Consider the following 17,814-nt stretch of genomic DNA (forward strand, 5'->3'; position numbering starts at 1 on the left):
AAACCTTCTCCCTCCCCGGAACGGGGAGGGTGGCGCGTAGCGACGGGTGGGGTCTCTCCGCCGAGGGGACAAATTCCATGGACGATCGCATTGCCTTCGCCCGTTCATTACGCAAGAATATGACGCAGGAGGAAGCTAAGCTCTGGGTCAGGCTCAGAGCCTGGCGCAGCAAGGGCTATCACTTTCGCCGCCAAGCGCCGATCGATGGCTATGTCCTCGACTTCGTATGCAAGTCGCACAAGCTGATCGTGGAAGTAGATGGCAGTCAGCATGGTGAAGACCGCGGGCGCGCGCATGATGAGAAGCGCGACGCGCATTTCCGCGCCAAGGGATACCGGATCGCGCGTCTATGGAATGCGGATGTCAATCAGGATCCTGATGCGGCGGCGGATACTGTGTGGGCGTTTCTGCACGGGGAAAATCCCTTTGCATAGACGGTCGGCACGACCCCACCCGGCGCTGCGCGCCACCCTCCCCACGCTTCGCGTGGGGAGGGAGAGATGGTTCACCACAGCGTGTAGCCGCCGTCGATCACGAAGCTCGCGCCGGTGACATAGTTGGAGGCATCGGAGGCGAGATAGACGGCGAGGGGGCCGATCTCGTCGGGCTCGCCGGTGCGGCCCATCGGCACCTGGCGCACGAAGGTTTCGATGACCTCGGGATGCGATTTCGACCAGACGAGATTGGGCTCGGTCATGAACAGGCCGGGGCAGATGGCGTTGACGGTGACGCCGCGCGGCGCCCAGTCGGCCGCGGTGGCGCGGGTGAAATGGATCACCGCCGCCTTGGTCGTCTCATAATGGCGCCCGCCAATGCCGCGATTGGCGATCATGCCGCTGATCGAGGCGATATTGATGATCCGGCCCTTGCCGCGCTTCAGCATCTCGGTGCCGAACATCTTGGTGCAGAGGAAGACATGGGTCAGGTTGAGATCGACGCCGGTCTGCCATTGATCGAGCGAGGTTTCCTCGATCTTGGCCGCAAGATTGCGGCCTCCGACATTATTGACCAGGATATCGACGGGGCCGGCTTCGGCGATCACGCGGGCGCAGAGTGCCTCGCAAAAGGCCGGATCGGCGATGTCGCCCGGATAGGTCCGGACCTCGCGGCCGCGCTCGCGCACCTCGTCGGCGGTCTTGGCCAAAGCGGCCGGATCACGCCCGTTAATGATGATGTCGGCGCCCGCTTCCGCCGCCGCCAGCGCAATGACCCGCCCGAAACCGCGGCTGCCGCCGGTAATGAAAAGACGCTTTCCATCCAGGCGGAAACGATCGAGCACATTCATTGGCTAAACCCCATTGAGATGTCTTGGCACCTTCATATTATCTGATAATCTAGGGCTTCCGACCTGTCGAGGCCTCTTCAAGAGGAGGACACCGAATACGTGCAGATATGCCTGTTCCGTTCCGCTCGACCGGAACTCATGGTTCAGCGGCGGCAGCCATTGCAGGTACGGACATCTTCGACAATCGTGTTTGCCAACTAAAACGACAGCCCCCAAGGGCTGAACAACAATTCGGGAGAAAACGATGAAGATACGCAAGGAAGAGGAATATCTGGTTCAGGATGCGCTGGCCAGGCAATTGCGGCAGGGCCGCATCGACCGGCGCGAATTCCTGACCCGCAGCCTGGCCGCGGGGCTTGGCCTCGCCGGCGTCGGCGCCGCGGTGAAAGGTGGCATCGGCTCGGCGCGCGCGCAGGACCGGCCGCTGACCCCCACCTTCTATCAGTGGATCCAGGATCTCCACCCGAGCATTCCGAAGGTGAATGAGAAGTTCCCCGACATCAATTACCAGATCGCGCCGGTCGAAGGCTTCGGCATCGAGCGCTTCGTGGCCGAAGCCAAGAACAAGGAAAGCACCTGGGACGTCTATGTCGGCCAGACGCCATTCGTCGAAATGACGGCGATGAAGGAAGCCGGCGTCATCGAGCCGTGGGACGATTATATCCCGAAGGACGTGCTCGACGACATGATCCCCTCGATCCGCGCCGAGAACACGATCGACGGCAAGCTTTATGGCTGGCCGTTCTTCCTCGACGTGATCGGCAATTCCTGGCATTCGGGCCTGACCACCAAGGCCGGCCTGCCGGACGCCGCTCCCGCCACCTGGGACGAACATCTCGCCAATGCCAAGAAGATCATGGATTCGGGGACGGCTCCGTTCGGCGCCACCTTCGATTCGCATGGCTGGCGCTCGCTGGCGCCGTTTGCACACAGCATGAGCTCGAATGTCTACACCTCCGAGGGCCTGTTCGACTTCACCAGCGATGCGGCGGTCGAAGCCCTCAAGCTGATGAAGAGCATCATGGCGGTGTCGCATCCCGACATCCTGCTCGAAGGCGCCTCCGACGGCGGCGTCAACGGCACGCCGGACGAAGTGGCCTTCGCCGCCCAGCGCGTCGGCTACTTCACCAAATACTTCAACGCGCCGTTGCGCATGGCCCAGAACTGGGACGACCAGAAGGCCCTGCATCTCGGACCCTTGCCGAAATTCGCCAATGGCGAAGGCTCGACGGTGTTCTGGACCACCGGCAGCGCTTTGTTCAAGCACGGCAAGAACAAAGAGAAGGCGGCCGAATACATCAAGGCGCTCACCTATGACGCGCAGATCTGGAAAGACTCGATCGCCGGCACCGAAACCAGCCATCCCGGTCAGCTGCCGCCCTACAAGTCGATCTACGCCGAATGGGAAGCCAAGAAGCCCGACTGGATGCCGGACTTCGTCTCGCTGGTGCGCGGCCAGCTCGACAAGGCCAAGGCCATCAACAACCATATCTTCGGCCTGCAGCAATTCGTGATCGGCAAACCGATCTGGGAAACCTTCCTCAAGGGCGAGGAAGCCGATCCCAAGGCGGCGCTGCAGAAGGTCGTGGACGCCGTCCAGGCCGAAATGAAGCGCGGCAAATAACTTAAGAGGCGCGGGAACCGGATTCGGGTCCGGTTCCCGTTTGCTCTAATCCGCGTATTCTGCAAAGCTTGGATTAATGGTTGAGACGACCGCTTCCGATCGGATGACCACGAGTCTGGCGCCTCAGAGCCGTTTGGCCGAGCGCTTGGCCGCCTTACGAAATACGATGAGCGCCTGGTGGTTCCTGCTGCCGGCCATCGTCTTCTTCGTCGGCTATCAGGTCTATCCGATCTTCCGCGTCCTGTGGATCAGCTTCACGGACTATGAATTCCTGTCGAGCGATCCGGCGCAGTTCGTCGGCTTCGCCAATTACATCACGGCCCTCAACGATCCCCTGATGTGGGCGAGCCTGTGGCGCGCCGCCCTCTTCACCTTGATGTTCCTGCCCGGAACGATCATTCTGCCGCTGCTCCTCGCCATCCTCATCGACAAGGTGACGAATGCCAAGCTCGCCACCTTCTATCGCGTGGTGCTGCTGATCCCGGCGGTCATTCCGAGCACGCTCGTCTTCGTGCTGTGGAAGTGGATGTATAATTACCAGGTCGGGCCGATCAACCATTTCCTGGTCGACGTGACCGGCCTCTTCACCTTGCAGAACGCACCGCAGTGGCTGGGCGGCACGCCGCTGACCTTGCCCGCCATCGCGGTGATGGAATGGTGGTGGGGCCTCGGCTATCACACGATCTTCTTCCTCGCCGGCCTCGCCGCGATCCCCAAGGACCTGCCGGAAGCGGCGCGCATCGACGGGGCGAGCGAGTGGAAGATCTTCTGGCACATCACACGCCCGGCGCTGGCGCCGATCATGATGATCCTCGTCGTGCTGCGCTTCGGCAGCGCCATGGCGGTGATCGATGAATATCTGATCTTCGGCGGCTTCAACCGCGACACGCCGACCTATACCTGGACGATCTTCATGTATGACCAGGCCTTCAAGCTCGGTCTGTGGCGCCAAGGCTTCGCCGCGGCGATCGGCATGATCGGTGCACTCGGCATGATGGTGGTGATGGTGATCCTGATCCGCATCTTCAGGCCGAAGGGATAGGACCATGAGCGACGCCGCCCTCAGCGCAAAGCCGGAACGGAGCTGGTTCGCCGAGAACAAAGCCTCGATCATCCGCCATGGCGTGATCAACATCTTCATGCTGATCATTCTGGCGCCGCTCGCCTGGGTGCTGATGATGTCGATCAAATCGCGTCCCGACGCGATGCGCGGCGATTTCTGGCCGCGCAAATTCGACTTCGGCACCTATGCCTATGTGTTCGAGAAGATCGACACGCTGCCGGTAAACTTATGGAACAGCATCTATGTCACCGGCCTCACGACGCTGTTCACCAGCATCTTCGCGATCCTCGCCGGCTATGCGCTGGTCCATATGCGGCCCAAGGGCGGCGGCATCATCGTCGCCGCTTTGCTCGTCTCGCTCTATTTCCCGACCCGCGTGGTGTCGATCATCAGCGTCTATGAGATCCAGAGCTATCTGGGCCTCATCAACAAGACCTGGGGCCTGATCCTGCCCTATATCACGCTCAACCTGGCGATCAGCATCCTCATCATGCGCAGCGTCTTCCAGCTGGTGCCGCATGAGGTGGTGGAGGCGGCCAAGGTCGACGGCGCGGGACCGGTGCGCACCCTGTGGGAAATCGTGCTGCCGATGGCGCGCAACGGCCTCGTGGTGATCTTCATCGTCAATTTCGTCACCGCCTGGGGCGAGTTCCTGCTCTGCTCGACGCTCACCAACGACCAGACGGCGCGCACCATGCCGGTGGTGCTGGCGGGCGCGCAAGGCGGCCTCGGCCAATGGTCATGGCCCAATCTCGCCGCCGTCTACATGATCGTGGTGACGCCCGGCATCATCGCCTTCACTTTCGCGCAGAAGCTCTTCTTCAAGGGCCTGATGGAAGGCGTGGTGAAGGGGTAATCCCTTGAAATTCAAGGCGATCTGTCGCCCTTCGGCACGAGCTCCATGCGTGACCGGTGAATCGCCCATGCTCCCGGTGAGCTACCACAGGGGCTGACGGCGGGCGATCCATCCCCTATATCACCGGCCCATGAGTGACATGCAGATCCTGCCCGTTTCGGTCATCACCGGCTTTCTTGGCGCCGGCAAGACCACTTTGCTCAACAGCCTGCTCAAGGATCCGATGCTGGCCAATGCCGCCGTGATCATCAACGAGTTCGGCGAGATCGGCATCGACCATCTCCTGGTCGAGCGCTCGGAGGAGAATGTCTTCGAGATGTCGTCGGGGTGCCTGTGCTGCACCATTAGGGGCGATCTCATCGACACGATGCTGAAGCTGATCGCCAGGCGCGACGGCGGCGAGCTCAAGGCCTTCGACCGCATCATCATCGAGACCACCGGCCTCGCCGATCCGGCACCCGTGCTGCATACGGTGATGAGCGAACCCGACCTTCTCAAACGCTGCCGGCTCGAAAGCGTCATCACCGTCGTCGATGGCGTCCAGGGCGAGGCGACGCTCGATGCCCATGCGGAAGCGGTGAAGCAGGCGGCCGTCGCCGACCGACTGGTGCTGACCAAGCTCGACCTCCTCACCGGTCGCGAAGGCGAGGATGCGCTTCATTCCTTGATCGGCCGCTTGCGCGCGCTCAATCCGGCGGCGCGTATCCTCACCACCCATCGGGGCGAAGCGACGGCGGCACGGCTTCTCAACAGCGGCCTCTATAATCCTGAGACCAAATCACTCGACGCCCGCGCGTGGCTCAATGCGGAGGCCTATGAGGCGGGCGAGAAGCGCCGGCGCCACCGTCATCACGGCCATCATCATCACGATCACGGGCATGAGCACAGCCATGATCATCATGACGACGTGTCGCGCCATGACGATCATATCCGCTCCTTCACCTTCGCGGATGACCGCGCCATCAGCGCCGCCGGCCTCGACATGTTTCTGGGGCTCTTGCAGTCCTTCCACGGCGCCAACATGCTGCGCATGAAGGGCATCGTGAAGGTCGCCGACGATCCTCTGCGCCCGGTCGTTCTGCATGGCGTGCAACATATCTATCATCCGCCGGTCAGGCTCGCGGCCTGGCCCGACGGCGATCAGCGCACGCGTCTCGTCTTCATCGTGAAGGATATCGAGAAGCGCCTGATCGAGGATCTGTTCAAGGCCTTCACCGACCAGATCACCGGCGCCGGCGCCTTCCACACCGACAAAACCCTATCTCTCAACTAACTGTCCGGAGACTTCCCGATGCTCAAGATGTTCGGCCTCAAGAAATGCACGACCTGCCAGAAGGCGATGGGTTATCTCGACCAGAAGAAGAAGGCCTATAACTTCAGCGACGTCAGGGAAGATCCGATCAGCAAGGACCAGGTCGCGAAGTGGTCGAAGGCGCTGGGCGGCTGGGAGAAGATGATCAACCGCGCCGGCTATACCTGGCGCGGCCTGCCCAAGGGCGAAACCGAGAATCTCACCGAGGCCAAAGCGGTAACGCTGGCGGTCAAGAATCCCTCGCTCATCCGCCGCCCGCTCATCGAGCACAGAGACGGCTCGGTGACGGTGGGCTTCTCTGACAAGGTGAAGGGATTTATCGGGTAGATTTACCCGCGCACCAGCGGCCTGGTCATGCAGGTCGGGCCGCCTTCACCTTTACGGCAGATCTCGTCACCCTTGATCACCTCGACCTTGACGCCCGCCACTTTCATGCGGCGTTCGGTTTCGGGATTGCCGGCCACCATCATCGCATGGCGCGGGCCCAACGCCAGGACGTTGCAGCCCATCGAGTCGAATTCCCTGTCCGGCACCTCGACGAAGCCGATGCCGCGGCTTTCGAGGAATTGCACCAGACGCACCGGCATCAGCGGCAGATAGACCACCGCCAGATCCTTATCGAGCGGGCTTAAGACCGACATCAGATGGAAGACGTCGCTCTTGCCCTTGTAATGCGGCAGGTCGAATTCGAGAATCTCGACATCGCCGCCGGCGAGCTTGCGCAATTGGGCGACGCCCTCGCGGTTGGTGCGGTAGCCGATGCCGGCGAGCAGCGTATGGCGGTCGATCCAGACGAGATCGCCGCCTTCGACCGAGCCCGGCCCTTGGATCTCACCGGCGATCGGAATGCCCAGGCTTTCGAGATGGGCGCCATTGACGGTGGCCTCGCGCCGCCTTTGCGGCTTGCCCATGAAAGGCCTGACCAGACCCCGGGGCGTCACGATCAAAGCGTCATGGGTATAGATCGAATCAAGCGTCAGCCCGTCGCCATCGGGAAGGCCGATGACCTCGGCGCCGGCCGCCTCGAGCACCCGCGTCACCGCGGCGAATTCGCGGTTTGCCTCGGCGAGGTCGGGCCGCGAGTGATAATTGAGCGGCTTCCATTCGGCATCGAGCCGGTGATCGTCCTTGAAGGCGGTGGCGGGGCCGCGCACCGCGACCTTCTTGAGTGAACCCCAGTTGTTGAAGGCGCCGAAATCGTAGCTCATTTGTGCCGGATCCTGAAAATATGACGGCCGTCGCTCGCCTCCTGCGAGAGGAGCTCATGGCCCTGTTCGTTGCAGAAATGGGGAACGTCTATGACGGAAGCGGGGTCGGTGGCAATGAGCCGCAAAATCTCACCGGATTTGAGGCTCTCCAGGCGCTTGCGGGCTTTCAGCACGGGAAGCGGGCATAAGAGTCCCGCCGCGTCGAGTTCATGATCGGTCATGTCATGGTGGGTCATGGGGGCGCACTATAGCGAGCCCGGCTTCGACCTGCTATGCCGGTCCGCCTGACGGGAGGTGTTCGACATGCCGCTGATGACCAAGCTTGCCCAGACCGGACGGGTCGAGGCGCTGCTCAGGAATCCGGACCGCAAAACCGGGCTGGAAAAATCGCGCACCGATGGTTTTGTGCTGCGCTTCGACGGCATCGAGGGCGATTGCCATAGCGGGCTGACGCGCCCGGCCGATGTGCGCACAATCAAGCAATATCCGCGCGACACGCCGATCCGCAATGTGCGCCAGCTCACTCTGCTGTCGGTCGAGGAATTGGCTGATATCGCGGCGATCATGGAGATCCCGGCCGTGAAGCCGGAATGGGTCGGCGCCAATGTCGTGACCTCCGGCATAACCGATCTCACTTTGCTGCCGCCCTCCTCGCGGCTGCAATTCCCGTCCGGCGCCACCATCGTGGTCGACATGGAGAACGAGCCCTGCCGCTATCCGGCCGACATCATCGCCAGCCATAACCCTCAGCAGAAGGTCGGCTTCGTGAAGGCGGCCAAGCACAAACGCGGCGTCACCGCCTGGGTCGAGCGCGAGGGCGCCGTGGCGCAGGGCGATCAGATCACCATCTGGATCCCGCCGCAGCGCCTCTATGGCGCCGCCACCGCGTGACGATGCGGGACGACATTGCCGGCTGCATCCTGGCCGGCGGGCAATCGCGTCGCATGGGCGAAGACAAGGCCCAGCTGGTGCTCGACGGCGTAGCGTTGCTCGATCTCGCCATCGATCGGCTCAGGCCGCAGGTTCCGACATTGATCGTCAACCGCCATGACCTGAAGGTGCCTGTCGATACGCACGGGCTGCCGGTGGTGACCGATGCGGCCGGCGACCATCAGGGCCCGCTTGCCGGCCTTCTCGCGGCGCTCGACTGGGCCGGGCGTCACGGCTTCACGTCCGTCGCCACCGTCGCGGTCGACACGCCGTTCTTCCCGCGCGATCTGGTGACGAAGCTCGCAGGCGCAGCGCAAGGCCTCGACATGGCGGTCGCCAGCTCGGGCGGAAGACTGCATCCGGTCTTCGGCCTGTGGAAGGTGACGCTGGTCCCCGCTTTGGTGGACTTCATCCAAGGCAGCCGGCGCTCGATGCATGACTGGGCCCTATCGCATGGCGCGGGCATCGCGGAATGGTCCTCTCTGCCCTATGACCCGTTCTTCAATATCAACACGCCCGACGACATGGACATGGCGCTCAGGCTGCGTGGCGAGTTTCAGCCATGACGCAAAGGATCATCGGCGTCGCCGGCTTCAAGAATGCCGGCAAGACCACACTGGTCGAGAAGCTGGTGCACGAATTGACCCGGCGCGGCTATCGCATCGCCACCGTCAAACATGCCCATCATTCCTTCGACATCGATCACGAGGGCCGCGACAGCTTCCGCCACCGCGCCGCCGGCGCCAGCGAGGTCGCGGTGGTGTCGCGCCAGCGCTGGGCGATCATCCATGAATTGCGCGATGAAGAGGAGCCGTCCTTCGCGACGATCCTCGCCAAGCTCTCGCCTTGCGATCTGATCATCGTCGAAGGCTACAAACATGGCGACCACGCCAAGATCGAGGTGCGCAATCTGGCGCTCGATCATCCGAAGCTCGCCGGCGAGGACGGAAGCGTCGTGGCGATCGCCGCCACGGGTCCGGTGCCCGACGCACCGGTGCCGGTCTTCGACCGCGACCATGTCGAAGCGCTCGCCGAATTCATCATCACCCGCATGGAGCTCGACCCGAAATGACGCCCGACGACGTGATCGATTTCTGGCTCAAGGCCGGTGAAGAACGCTGGTTCACCAAGAATGTGGCTTTCGATGGCCAGCTGTCGGTGCGCTTCAAGGAGGCCTTGGCCAAAGCCCGCGACGGCGCCTTCGATCACTGGGCGGAAACGCCCAAAGGCATGCTGGCGCTGATCCTGATGCTCGACCAGTTCTCGCGCAACATCCATCGCGGTTCACCACTGGCTTTCGCCGCCGACAAGAAAGCACTGGCGCTCGCCAGGCAGGCGGTGGCGCGCGGCGATCATCTGGCCTTCCCGGCCCCGCTCGCCATGTGGTTCATCATGCCTTTCGAACATGCCGAGGATCTCGATGCGCAAAGGCGCTGCGTGGCGCTGTTCGCGGCGCGCGATCCCAGCGACATGGTCTATTGGGCAACGCTCCATCTCGAGATCATCGAACGTTTCGGACGCTTTCCGCACCGCAATGCCGTTCTGGGCCGGAAGTCGACGCCCGAGGAACTGGCGTTTCTGGCGGCGGGCGGGTTCAGCGGGTAACTTCTTCACCGGCCGGCTTTTCCGTGTTTCAGTTGACAAACTGAACCGATTCAGCTCACTCTGACGCCAGGCAAGGGTCGATGGGTGAAGGCATGCTGAAGCATTTGGGATCGACGATTGCGATCGTCCTCGGTCTGATCATGATCGCCGCGATCGCAGCGCAACCACAGAGCTCACTCCCGATTGCAGGAGCGGTCACCTTGTTTGGCGCCCTGGCCTATCGGTCGTGCAAACGCCGGGGCTTAGGCGAGGTCCCATCGACGGCGCTCCGTAAAGGGCTGGAGACCGCCGCCCTGGTTGCGGCGGTTCTGGTCATTCTGCTCCAGGCTGACCTGAAGCGGCGCCTCATCCTCGATCCCGTCCCCAATATTCTGCCGATCCTCTGGGCGCTGGTGGCCTATGCCATCGCCCTGTTCAGGAAATATCCCGCTTCATTGGCCAAAGGCTGAGGCGGTGTTGTCAATCCGGTGCAAACTGGTCTAGATAGGCCTTGCGCTTCAACCAGGAGGGGAAGGGCGATGTTGCATCAGCACTTCCAGTGCAGAACTCGTGGACCTGTTTCCGCCCCGCGCTCGACGTCGCGGGGCTGACTGAGGAACGCATCGCCGTCTCATCGTCAGCCTTTTTGGGCACAGCCCGTTGTGCCGCCCTGACTTGATGAGACTGCAATGTCCCTACTCTCCGCCAAAGACCTTTCCCTGACCCGCAGCGAGCTCCTGTTCAGAGGACTCAATTTCTCCGTCGCCAAAGGCGACCGCCTCGGCCTCGTCGCGGCAAACGGGCGCGGCAAATCCTCGCTTCTGCGCATCTTGGCGGGCGAGGAAGACGCGACGACAGGAACCGTGACACGCATGCGCGGCCTGGTCGTCGCCTTCGCCGCGCAGGACGTGCCCGCACGTCTCCTGCCTTTAAGCCTCCATGACGCGGTCAGCGACGCGCTCGCCCCCGAGGTCGCCGAAACCGAGAGCTGGCGGATCGATGTCCTGCTCGATGATCTCTTCGTGGACGAGGCCATCAGAGGCCGCGCCGTGGGCAGCCTGTCCGGCGGCTGGCAGCGGACCATGCTGCTGGCGCGCGCAGCCGTGGTCGAACCCGATCTGCTTCTTCTGGACGAGCCCACCAACCATCTCGACATCGGGCGGATCGGCGTGCTGCAACGGTTTCTCCTCGCCTTGCCGCGCGACTGCGCGGTGATCGCGGCGAGCCATGACCGCGCCTTTCTCGATGATGTCACCAACCGCACTTTGTTCCTGCGCCCGGAGGACAGCGAAGATTTCTCGCTGCCCTATTCCCGCGCCCGCGAAGTGCTGGACGAGCGCGACGCGGCGCGCGATCGTCAGTATGAAAACGACATGCGCAAGGTCAAAGCGCTCCGGCAGCAGGCGGCCAAGCTCAAGAATATCGGCATCAATTCCGGCTCCGACCTGCTGGTCGTCAAGACCAAGCAACTGTCGGAGCGGGCCGACAAGCTCGCGGAAAAAGCCCGGCCGGCGCATCAGGAACGCTCGGCCGGGGCGATCCGCCTGACCAACAGCGGCACTCATGCCAAGGCGCTGGTGACGATCAACGATACGGCGATCACGACACCGGACGGGCGGGTGCTGTTCCGCACCGGGAGACTGTGGATCGAAAACGGCGATCGGATCGCTGTGCTCGGCGCCAATGGGACGGGCAAGACCCGGCTGGTCGACAGGCTGCGCGCGGCGCTTGAGGGCGAGGATCCGCAGATAAGAGGTGCCGCGAGCCTCAAGCTCGGCATGTCCGATCAAGCGCTGGCGCAACTCGATGGGTTTCGCACACCCTGGGAGGCGGTCAAGCGGTCCAGCGACCTGACCGACCATCAGGCGCGGGCGCAGCTCGCCGGAGCGGGGATCAGCATCGACGCGCAGTCCGCCCCTCTCGCCAGGCTCTCCGGCGGCCAGCGGGCGCGGCTGGCGACGCTGCTGCTGCGGCTGGCCGAGCCCAATTTCTATCTGCTGGATGAGCCGACAAACCACCTCGATATCGAGGGGCAGGACATGCTGGAAGGCGAGCTGATCGAGCACGGCGCCGCCTGCCTTCTGGTCAGCCACGACCGGGCCTTCGTCAGCGCCGTGGCGACGCGGGTTTGGGTGATTTCTGGCAAGAAGCTGGTCGAGGTCGACGACCCCGGGCCGATCTTCGCCCAGCTGCTGGCGGGGTGATCATGCCAAGGAGGCGAATGACGGTATCGACGGTCATTCCCCTGGCCCCGCGTAGCGGGGCGAGGTAAATCCCGGTACCTCGCAAGATGCGTGTATCTGATAGGGGCTTTCGCCGGGATGACGGAGTTTGGCGAGGAAAGGCCTCGTGTCGGAATCGGCTCGCCCCTGGTCGTTCCATCTCACGACCGTTGAATCAGGCTCACTAATGTGCCCCAATCGGATCGAAGGACACTCGAGGAGTCAACATGTCGGCGTTCCCCGAAAAGGCGAAAGTTGTCATCATTGGGCTGGGCGGCATCGTCGGGGCCTCCATCGCTCATCACCTGATCGAGCGCGGCTGGGACGACATTGTCGGCATCGACAAGTCCGGCGTGCCGACCGATATCGGGTCGACGGCGCATGCCTCCGACTTCTGCTACACGACGAGCCACGATTACCTGTCGGTCTGGACGACGCAATACTCCATCGATTTCTATGAAAAGATGGGTCACTACGCCCGCATCGGCGGCCTCGAAGTGGCACGCACCGGCCATGATGTCTGGATGGAAGAGATCAAGCGCAAGCTCTCCTCGGCCAAGGCCTTCGGCACCCGCGCGCATTATGTCTCGCCGGCCGAAATCAAGAAGCTGTTCCCGCTGATCGAGGAGGATCAGGTGATGGGCGGCATGTTCGATCCCGATGCCGGCCTGGTCATTCCGCGCTCGCAGACGGTCGCCGGCAAGCTCATCGATGCGGCGGAGAAATCCGGCAAGCTGAAAGTTTTCGGCCATACGCCGGCGACCTCGCTCATCGTCGAGAAAGGCCGCATCAAAGGTGTCGTCACCCATCGCGGCACGATTTTGGCCGATCATGTCGTCGTCTGTGCCGGAATCTGGGGCCGGCTGATCGCCGCAATGGTCGGCGAGGACCTGCCGGTGATGCCGGTCGATCATCCGCTGTCCTTCTTCGGCCCGTTCAACCAGTTCGAAGGCACGGGCAAGGAGATCGGTTATCCGCTGCTGCGCGACCAGGGTAACTCCGCCTATATGCGCGACACCGGCGATCCCAAGACCGCCGAGGGCGGCCAGATCGAATGGGGCTATTACGAAGAGACCAATCCGCGCCTCTGCCATCCGCGCGACATTCTCGAAAAGAGCGAAGCGCGTCTGTCGCCCTCGCAACGCGATCTCGACATGGAGCAGATCATCGCACCGCTCGAGCGCGCCATGGCACTCACCCCCATTCTGGGCGAGCTCGGCTATAATGAAAGCCATTCCTTCAACGGCCTCTTACAGGTGTCGGCCGCTGGCGGCCCGTCCTGCGGCGAGAGCCAGAAGGTGCGGGGCCTGTGGTATTGCGTCGCCATCTGGGTGAAGGACGGCCCCGGCTACGGCAAGCTCATCGCCGACTGGATGACCGACGGCCGCACCGAGATCGATCATGCCTCGATCGACTATGCGCGTTTCTATCCGCACCAGCTCGGAGAAAAATTCATCGAAGGCCGCACTTTCGAGGCGGCCCAGAAGATCTACTATCCGGCGGTGCATACGCGCGAGCCCTATGCGACGGGGCGCAATGTCAAGCATTCGCCCTTCTATGAGCGCGAGAAGGAGCTCGGCGGCTATTTCATGGAGCTCGGCGGCTGGGAGCGCGCGCATGGTTATGCCGCCAACGAGCATCTCCTAAAAAAGTACGACAACCGCGTGCCGGTCCGCGAGAATGAGTGGGACAGCCGCCATTTCTGGCGCGTCTCCAATGCCGAGCATCTGGCGATGAGCGAGGATTGCGGCATCGTCAATCTTTCGCATTTCCACATGGTCGACATCGAAGGGCCCGACCATGTCGAGCTGCTCGAATGGCTCTGCGCCGCCAAGATCGGCGGCGACGGCAATGTCGGCAAGGGCATCTATACGCATTTCCTCGATGACGAGGGCATGGTGCGCGCCGATTTCACCGTCTTCCGCATGGCAGACCGCTGCCGTCTCGTGAACGGCGCCGATGCGGGCCCGCGCGACTTCCACTATATGCGCCGCGTCGCCGCGGATCGTGGCCTCGATGTCACCATCACCGACACGTCGGAGAAATATGTCACCATCGGCATCTGGGGGCCGAATGCCCGCGCGACGCTGAAGAAGGCCGTCGCCGATCCGGCCGGCCTCGATCCCGAAAATTTCCCCTTCGCCGCGATCAAGCAGATCGAGATCGCGGGCAAGAAAGTCACCGCCTTCCGCATCTCCTATGTCGGCGAGCAGGGCTGGGAGCTGCATATGAAATATGAGGATGGCCTCGCCGTGTGGGATGCGCTGCGCGCCACCGGCGTGATGGCCTTCGGCGTCGAGACCTATGCGAATTCGCGCCGCATGGAAAAGAGCCTGCGCCTGCAGAATGCGGATCTCCTCACCCAATATAATCTCATCGAAGCCGATCTCGCCCGCCCGAAAGTCAAGGACGCCGATTTCCGCGGCAAGGCGAAACATCTGGAATACAAAGCGCGCGCCCATCAGCCGGCGATGCTGTGCACGCTGGTGATGACGGAGAACACCGACAAAAAAGGTGTGAAGCGCTATCCCCTCGGCAATCTGCCGGTCATGGATCCGCAGACGGGCGAGGTGCTGGTCGATGCGCTGGGCCGTCGCTCCTATACGACGTCCATCGCCTTCGGCCCGACCATCGGCAAGAATATCGCGCTCGCTTATCTGCCCTGGGCCTATTGCCAGGAGGGCCGGAAGCTCCATATTGAATATTTCGCCGAGACCTATCCGGTCGAGGTCGCGAGCATCGGCTACAAGCCGCTCTACGATCCAGAGAATCTCAAGCCCAGGAGCTGAGCCGGCACAAGTTGGAACGCATTGTGCTCAAGTTGCTCAGGCGACACCTGAGTATCAAAAATGATACCGGGCGTGAATTGCATAGCACGTCTCCGCTTATCGAAAGCCTGACGTAACTGGCGCTTATACGGAGCTTTTTCTGAGCTTCGCGCCATCTCGCCGGAATCGCTCAGGATTCTTCGATGCAACCGTTATCGATGCGCGAGATTCAGCTTGCGCATGCCGCCGCCCGGCTTTTCCGCTGTAGAAAATTCTGTTTGCCGCCGCATCCCTTCGACACCACGTCAAGGAACGTAATGCCTTTGTTCCATGACCTTTAGTCAAGAGGATATCGCCATGCGGAAAACAATCATTGCACTGACGTTATTGACCCTCCCGCTACTCGGTGGCGCGGCACTCGCCGCGAGCGACAGCGGTATCGTGCGTTCGGCCGACACGCGAACCGGTATGCTTCAGCTCGCCGACGGCGCCAGCTATTATGTGCCCAACCGCCTGACCTTGAGCCGCCTGCAGAAAGGCGACACGGTGCGTGTCCAGTTCGAACGCCGTACCGGCGCTGCCGTCGCCAATGACGTGGTGCGCACCGGCCGCTCGCAAGCTGCCGTGCCGGTCGTGACACCGACGCGCGATACCGCCAATGTGAAGAAGAACTTCGCTATCGACAGCGGCATGTGCAAGGTCACGGCGACCAGCAATCCCTGTTACATCGGCGCCCAGTAACCAAGACTCGTGCCGTCGTCTGGTCAGGGCATCGTCGCCTGCAGGAATGAGGCGAGGGCCAGAACGCTGGTGCCCAGATAGACGGCGGCGCTGCACCATCTGGCGAGACGCGTGAAGCGGGCGCTGCGAAGGCGCTTTTGCGCAAGCCGCGCGATGAAGATCACGCAAGCCAGATCGAAGACGAGGCTCAGCACCACATAAAGCAGGGCCAGCAGGCCGAGTTGGCTGACCAGCGACTGGCTCGCCTGGACGAACGGCATGAAGAACGCCGAATAGAAGAGCAGCGCCGTGGGGTTGCTGACGGTGATGGCGAGGCCATCGATGAACGGCCGCGAGGAGAGACGATGCATCTCGCTTTGCGCCGGCTCGGTGGCGCGCAGGACCGTGTCCGCGGCGAGGCAGGCGAGATAAGCCGCGCTCGCCAGCGAGAACCAGGGGAAGAAGTCACCAAAGAACCGGCTGGACAGCAGGAAGGACAGGCCCAGCAGCCCGACCAGCAACACCTCGCCGAGCCCGATGCCCAGGACCGTGCGCAAGCCCACGACGTGGCCGCCATTGAGCGTGTTGCCGACAATGATGGCCATGACCGGCCCCGGCGTGACGAGCAGGATCGTCGTCGCCAGCAGGAAGGCGCTGATGGTCTGCCAATCCATTGAGTGAGATCTCCGATGTTCGATTGTGGAAGCACGGCGCTCAATTGGGATGGCATTCCTTACCGGGAGGTCAGGCGATCGCCTGTGGTATTTGTCACAAGATGGGAATTTTCTGATCGGGTGATGAAGCCGGCAATCTACCGTCATCCCGGCGAAAGCCGGGATCCATTGAGGGCTCTCAATCGTGAAGCGGACCGCCCAGATTGCGCTTATGGAATGGCCCCGGTTGCCGCCGGGGTGACGGGAAGCGTGCCTACAGCTTCCGGAGCCACACGCTGTGGATGATGTGGTCGGCGCCCTTGCGCAAAATGAGATCGGCACGCTGGCGCGTCGGCACGACATTCTCGCGCAGGTTCACGAGATTGATCGTCTCCCAGATGCGGTTGGCGGTGGCGCGTGCTTCCTTGTCGGTGAGCGAGGCGTAACGATGGAAGTAGGATTTGGGATCGCGGAAGGCGGTATCGCGCAGTGAGAAGAAACGCGTCACATACCAGTCGTGAATGACATCCTCGGCGGCATCGAGATAGATCGAGAAATCGAAGAAGTCGGAGATGAAGGGAATGATCTTGCCATCGCGCGGCGGCCGTCCCGTCTGCAGCACGTTCAGCCCTTCGACGATCAGAATATCCGGCTGGTCGACGGTGACGCGCTTGTCCGGCATCACATTGTAGGTCAGGTGCGAATAGACCGGCGCCGTCACATTGCGCCGGCCGGCCTTGATGTCGGAGAGGAATCGCAAAAGCGTCGGCAGGTCGTAGCTTTCCGGAAAACCCTTCCGGTTCATGATGCCTTCGCGCTCGAGAATCTCATTGGGCAGCAGGAAGCCGTCAGTGGTGACGAGATCGACCTTGGGATGATTGGGCCAGCGCGCCAGGAGACGCTGCAGGATACGCGCCGTAGTGCTCTTGCCGACCGCGACGCTGCCCGCCATGCCGATCACATAAGGCACCTTGGTGCCCTCGGCATGGAGGAACTTGCCGGTGGCGCGGAACAGCTCCTGGGTGGCGGCGACATAAAGATTGAGAAGACGCGACAACGGTAGATAGATCGCCACCACCTCGGCCAGATCGATGCGGTCATTGAGGCCGCGCAGTTCGTCGATATCGGCCTGGTCGAGCGTCATCGGCGTATCGGCGCGCAGTTTCGCCCACGCATTGCGCTCAAAATGGCGGTAGGGCGAGATCTCGTCGCGCAACGAATCCATCGGTTACACCTGCTTGCGGCTTGCCTTCTCGGCGATCCCCGACGTGCCGACGCGCTTTTCGAGCTCGCCCATCACATCGGCCAAAGGCAGGCCCGAAACTTCGAGCAGAACGACCAGATGATAGAAAAGATCGGCGGCCTCGAGCTTGAGATGGTCGCGATCACCCTTGACGGCGGCGAGCGCGGCTTCGATCGCCTCCTCGCCCACCTTCTTGGCGCATTTCTCGATGCCCTGGGACAGGAGCTTGGCGGTGTAGGAAATTTCGGGCGACGCTCCCTTGCGAGCGGTCACCGTGTCGGCGAGCTCGGCCAGGACGTCCAGCCGGTGGCGTAGTGGGTCTGTCATGTTCCGGTCCCTGCCTGGA

20 protein-coding genes are annotated in these 17,814 nt (G+C 62.4%); 14 read left to right on the forward strand and 6 right to left on the reverse strand.

The window, feature by feature from the left end; translation table 11 throughout:
• Positions 1-77 precede the first annotated feature (77 nt).
• On the forward strand, positions 78-434 hold the full coding sequence (locus JHL16_RS00105; protein WP_200182876.1) for an endonuclease domain-containing protein: 357 nt from the start codon (positions 78-80) through the stop codon (positions 432-434).
• Between the two features lie 71 nt (positions 435-505).
• Here the strand turns inward: JHL16_RS00105 and JHL16_RS00110 are convergent, their stop codons facing one another.
• The gene (locus JHL16_RS00110) at positions 506-1,285 is read right to left on the reverse strand and encodes an SDR family NAD(P)-dependent oxidoreductase (protein ID WP_200182877.1); all 780 of its coding nucleotides are present in this window, start codon (positions 1,283-1,285) and stop codon (positions 506-508) included.
• Positions 1,286-1,529: 244 nt separating this feature from the next.
• Between JHL16_RS00110 and JHL16_RS00115 the strand changes: the two genes are divergently transcribed.
• The 5 genes from JHL16_RS00115 to JHL16_RS00135 all read left to right on the forward strand — a co-directional run bounded on the left by JHL16_RS00115 (position 1,530) and on the right by JHL16_RS00135 (position 6,467).
• Entirely contained in the window at positions 1,530-2,909 is a 1,380-nt protein-coding gene (locus JHL16_RS00115; protein WP_200182878.1) for an ABC transporter substrate-binding protein, read from the forward strand.
• 166 nt (positions 2,910-3,075) lie between these two features.
• Positions 3,076-3,951 (forward strand): carbohydrate ABC transporter permease, encoded by an 876-nt coding sequence (locus JHL16_RS00120; RefSeq protein WP_200182879.1) that lies wholly within the window; start codon positions 3,076-3,078, stop codon positions 3,949-3,951.
• Positions 3,952-3,955: 4 nt separating this feature from the next.
• A complete protein-coding gene (locus JHL16_RS00125; protein WP_200182880.1) occupies positions 3,956-4,828 on the forward strand; it encodes a carbohydrate ABC transporter permease in 873 nt (290 codons plus the stop codon).
• A gap of 130 nt (positions 4,829-4,958) precedes the next feature.
• Positions 4,959-6,101 (forward strand): CobW family GTP-binding protein, encoded by a 1,143-nt coding sequence (locus tag JHL16_RS00130; protein WP_200182881.1) that lies wholly within the window; start codon positions 4,959-4,961, stop codon positions 6,099-6,101.
• An 18-nt stretch (positions 6,102-6,119) separates the two neighbouring features.
• Positions 6,120-6,467, forward strand: a complete 348-nt coding sequence (locus JHL16_RS00135) for a Spx/MgsR family RNA polymerase-binding regulatory protein (RefSeq protein WP_200182882.1) — start codon at positions 6,120-6,122, stop codon at positions 6,465-6,467.
• Between the two features lie 2 nt (positions 6,468-6,469).
• Here JHL16_RS00135 and JHL16_RS00140 read toward each other — a convergent pair whose 3' ends face one another.
• Positions 6,470-7,348 (reverse strand): dimethylarginine dimethylaminohydrolase family protein, encoded by an 879-nt coding sequence (locus tag JHL16_RS00140; protein WP_200182883.1) that lies wholly within the window; start codon positions 7,346-7,348, stop codon positions 6,470-6,472.
• On the reverse strand, positions 7,345-7,569 hold the full coding sequence (locus JHL16_RS00145; protein ID WP_200182884.1) for a sulfurtransferase TusA family protein: 225 nt from the start codon (positions 7,567-7,569) through the stop codon (positions 7,345-7,347). Before JHL16_RS00145 ends, JHL16_RS00140 begins: the two co-directional genes overlap by 4 nt.
• 82 nt (positions 7,570-7,651) lie before the next feature.
• Between JHL16_RS00145 and JHL16_RS00150 the strand changes: the two genes are divergently transcribed.
• The 8 genes from JHL16_RS00150 (at position 7,652) to JHL16_RS00185 (ending at position 15,593) form a co-directional block, all read left to right on the forward strand.
• The gene (locus tag JHL16_RS00150) at positions 7,652-8,239 is read left to right on the forward strand and encodes an MOSC domain-containing protein (RefSeq protein ID WP_200182885.1); all 588 of its coding nucleotides are present in this window, start codon (positions 7,652-7,654) and stop codon (positions 8,237-8,239) included.
• Positions 8,240-8,241: 2 nt separating this feature from the next.
• Positions 8,242-8,844: a molybdenum cofactor guanylyltransferase MobA gene (mobA, locus tag JHL16_RS00155; RefSeq protein WP_246770722.1), complete on the forward strand. Its 603-nt coding sequence runs from the start codon at positions 8,242-8,244 to the stop codon at positions 8,842-8,844.
• A complete protein-coding gene (gene mobB, locus JHL16_RS00160) occupies positions 8,841-9,350 on the forward strand; it encodes a molybdopterin-guanine dinucleotide biosynthesis protein B (protein WP_200182887.1) in 510 nt (169 codons plus the stop codon). Before mobA ends, mobB begins: the two co-directional genes overlap by 4 nt.
• Complete coding sequence (locus JHL16_RS00165; RefSeq protein WP_200182888.1) at positions 9,347-9,883, forward strand: DUF924 family protein; 537 nt, start codon at positions 9,347-9,349, stop codon at positions 9,881-9,883. The genes mobB and JHL16_RS00165 overlap by 4 nt, the downstream gene beginning before the upstream one ends.
• 80 nt (positions 9,884-9,963) lie before the next feature.
• A complete protein-coding gene (locus tag JHL16_RS00170) occupies positions 9,964-10,332 on the forward strand; it encodes a hypothetical protein (RefSeq protein WP_200182889.1) in 369 nt (122 codons plus the stop codon).
• A gap of 219 nt (positions 10,333-10,551) precedes the next feature.
• A complete protein-coding gene (locus tag JHL16_RS00175) occupies positions 10,552-12,066 on the forward strand; it encodes an ATP-binding cassette domain-containing protein (RefSeq protein WP_200182890.1) in 1,515 nt (504 codons plus the stop codon).
• Positions 12,067-12,311: 245 nt separating this feature from the next.
• Positions 12,312-14,873: a GcvT family protein gene (locus tag JHL16_RS00180; protein ID WP_200182891.1), complete on the forward strand. Its 2,562-nt coding sequence runs from the start codon at positions 12,312-12,314 to the stop codon at positions 14,871-14,873.
• A gap of 336 nt (positions 14,874-15,209) precedes the next feature.
• Positions 15,210-15,593 (forward strand): DUF1344 domain-containing protein, encoded by a 384-nt coding sequence (locus JHL16_RS00185; protein WP_200182892.1) that lies wholly within the window; start codon positions 15,210-15,212, stop codon positions 15,591-15,593.
• Between the two features lie 23 nt (positions 15,594-15,616).
• On the opposite strand, the gene JHL16_RS00190 is transcribed toward JHL16_RS00185, so the two are convergent.
• The 3 genes from JHL16_RS00190 to JHL16_RS00200 all read right to left on the reverse strand — a co-directional run bounded on the left by JHL16_RS00190 (position 15,617) and on the right by JHL16_RS00200 (position 17,795).
• Positions 15,617-16,246 carry a LysE family translocator gene (locus tag JHL16_RS00190; protein WP_200182893.1) on the reverse strand — a complete coding sequence of 210 codons (630 nt, stop codon included), beginning with the start codon at positions 16,244-16,246 and terminating at the stop codon, positions 15,617-15,619.
• A 253-nt stretch (positions 16,247-16,499) separates the two neighbouring features.
• Entirely contained in the window at positions 16,500-17,450 is a 951-nt protein-coding gene (gene coaA, locus JHL16_RS00195; RefSeq protein ID WP_137856474.1) for a type I pantothenate kinase, read from the reverse strand.
• 3 nt (positions 17,451-17,453) lie between these two features.
• The gene (locus JHL16_RS00200) at positions 17,454-17,795 is read right to left on the reverse strand and encodes a phosphoribosyl-ATP diphosphatase (RefSeq protein WP_200182894.1); all 342 of its coding nucleotides are present in this window, start codon (positions 17,793-17,795) and stop codon (positions 17,454-17,456) included.
• Positions 17,796-17,814: the final 19 nt, after the last annotated feature.

Source organism: Taklimakanibacter albus (genome assembly GCF_016595235.1).
Classification (GTDB): Bacteria; Pseudomonadota; Alphaproteobacteria; order Rhizobiales; family Aestuariivirgaceae; genus Taklimakanibacter; species Taklimakanibacter albus.

What these genes read in the sequence shown, in the direction of transcription:
- JHL16_RS00190 (WP_200182893.1), bottom strand. Translation starts at nt 16,246, where the DNA reads ATGGATTGGCAGACCATCAGCGCCTTCCTGCTGGCGACGACGATCCTG.
- mobA (WP_246770722.1), top strand. Translation starts at nt 8,242, where the DNA reads ATGCGGGACGACATTGCCGGCTGCATCCTGGCCGGCGGGCAATCGCGT.
- JHL16_RS00200 (WP_200182894.1), bottom strand. Translation starts at nt 17,795, where the DNA reads ATGACAGACCCACTACGCCACCGGCTGGACGTCCTGGCCGAGCTCGCC.
- JHL16_RS00115 (WP_200182878.1), top strand. Translation starts at nt 1,530, where the DNA reads ATGAAGATACGCAAGGAAGAGGAATATCTGGTTCAGGATGCGCTGGCC.
- JHL16_RS00125 (WP_200182880.1), top strand. Translation starts at nt 3,956, where the DNA reads ATGAGCGACGCCGCCCTCAGCGCAAAGCCGGAACGGAGCTGGTTCGCC.
- mobB (WP_200182887.1), top strand. Translation starts at nt 8,841, where the DNA reads ATGACGCAAAGGATCATCGGCGTCGCCGGCTTCAAGAATGCCGGCAAG.
- JHL16_RS00110 (WP_200182877.1), bottom strand. Translation starts at nt 1,285, where the DNA reads ATGAATGTGCTCGATCGTTTCCGCCTGGATGGAAAGCGTCTTTTCATT.
- JHL16_RS00130 (WP_200182881.1), top strand. Translation starts at nt 4,959, where the DNA reads ATGAGTGACATGCAGATCCTGCCCGTTTCGGTCATCACCGGCTTTCTT.
- coaA (WP_137856474.1), bottom strand. Translation starts at nt 17,450, where the DNA reads ATGGATTCGTTGCGCGACGAGATCTCGCCCTACCGCCATTTTGAGCGC.
- JHL16_RS00140 (WP_200182883.1), bottom strand. Translation starts at nt 7,348, where the DNA reads ATGAGCTACGATTTCGGCGCCTTCAACAACTGGGGTTCACTCAAGAAG.
- JHL16_RS00145 (WP_200182884.1), bottom strand. Translation starts at nt 7,569, where the DNA reads ATGACCGATCATGAACTCGACGCGGCGGGACTCTTATGCCCGCTTCCC.
- JHL16_RS00135 (WP_200182882.1), top strand. Translation starts at nt 6,120, where the DNA reads ATGCTCAAGATGTTCGGCCTCAAGAAATGCACGACCTGCCAGAAGGCG.
- JHL16_RS00170 (WP_200182889.1), top strand. Translation starts at nt 9,964, where the DNA reads ATGGGTGAAGGCATGCTGAAGCATTTGGGATCGACGATTGCGATCGTC.
- JHL16_RS00150 (WP_200182885.1), top strand. Translation starts at nt 7,652, where the DNA reads ATGCCGCTGATGACCAAGCTTGCCCAGACCGGACGGGTCGAGGCGCTG.
- JHL16_RS00105 (WP_200182876.1), top strand. Translation starts at nt 78, where the DNA reads ATGGACGATCGCATTGCCTTCGCCCGTTCATTACGCAAGAATATGACG.
- JHL16_RS00165 (WP_200182888.1), top strand. Translation starts at nt 9,347, where the DNA reads ATGACGCCCGACGACGTGATCGATTTCTGGCTCAAGGCCGGTGAAGAA.
- JHL16_RS00180 (WP_200182891.1), top strand. Translation starts at nt 12,312, where the DNA reads ATGTCGGCGTTCCCCGAAAAGGCGAAAGTTGTCATCATTGGGCTGGGC.
- JHL16_RS00185 (WP_200182892.1), top strand. Translation starts at nt 15,210, where the DNA reads ATGCGGAAAACAATCATTGCACTGACGTTATTGACCCTCCCGCTACTC.
- JHL16_RS00120 (WP_200182879.1), top strand. Translation starts at nt 3,076, where the DNA reads ATGAGCGCCTGGTGGTTCCTGCTGCCGGCCATCGTCTTCTTCGTCGGC.
- JHL16_RS00175 (WP_200182890.1), top strand. Translation starts at nt 10,552, where the DNA reads ATGTCCCTACTCTCCGCCAAAGACCTTTCCCTGACCCGCAGCGAGCTC.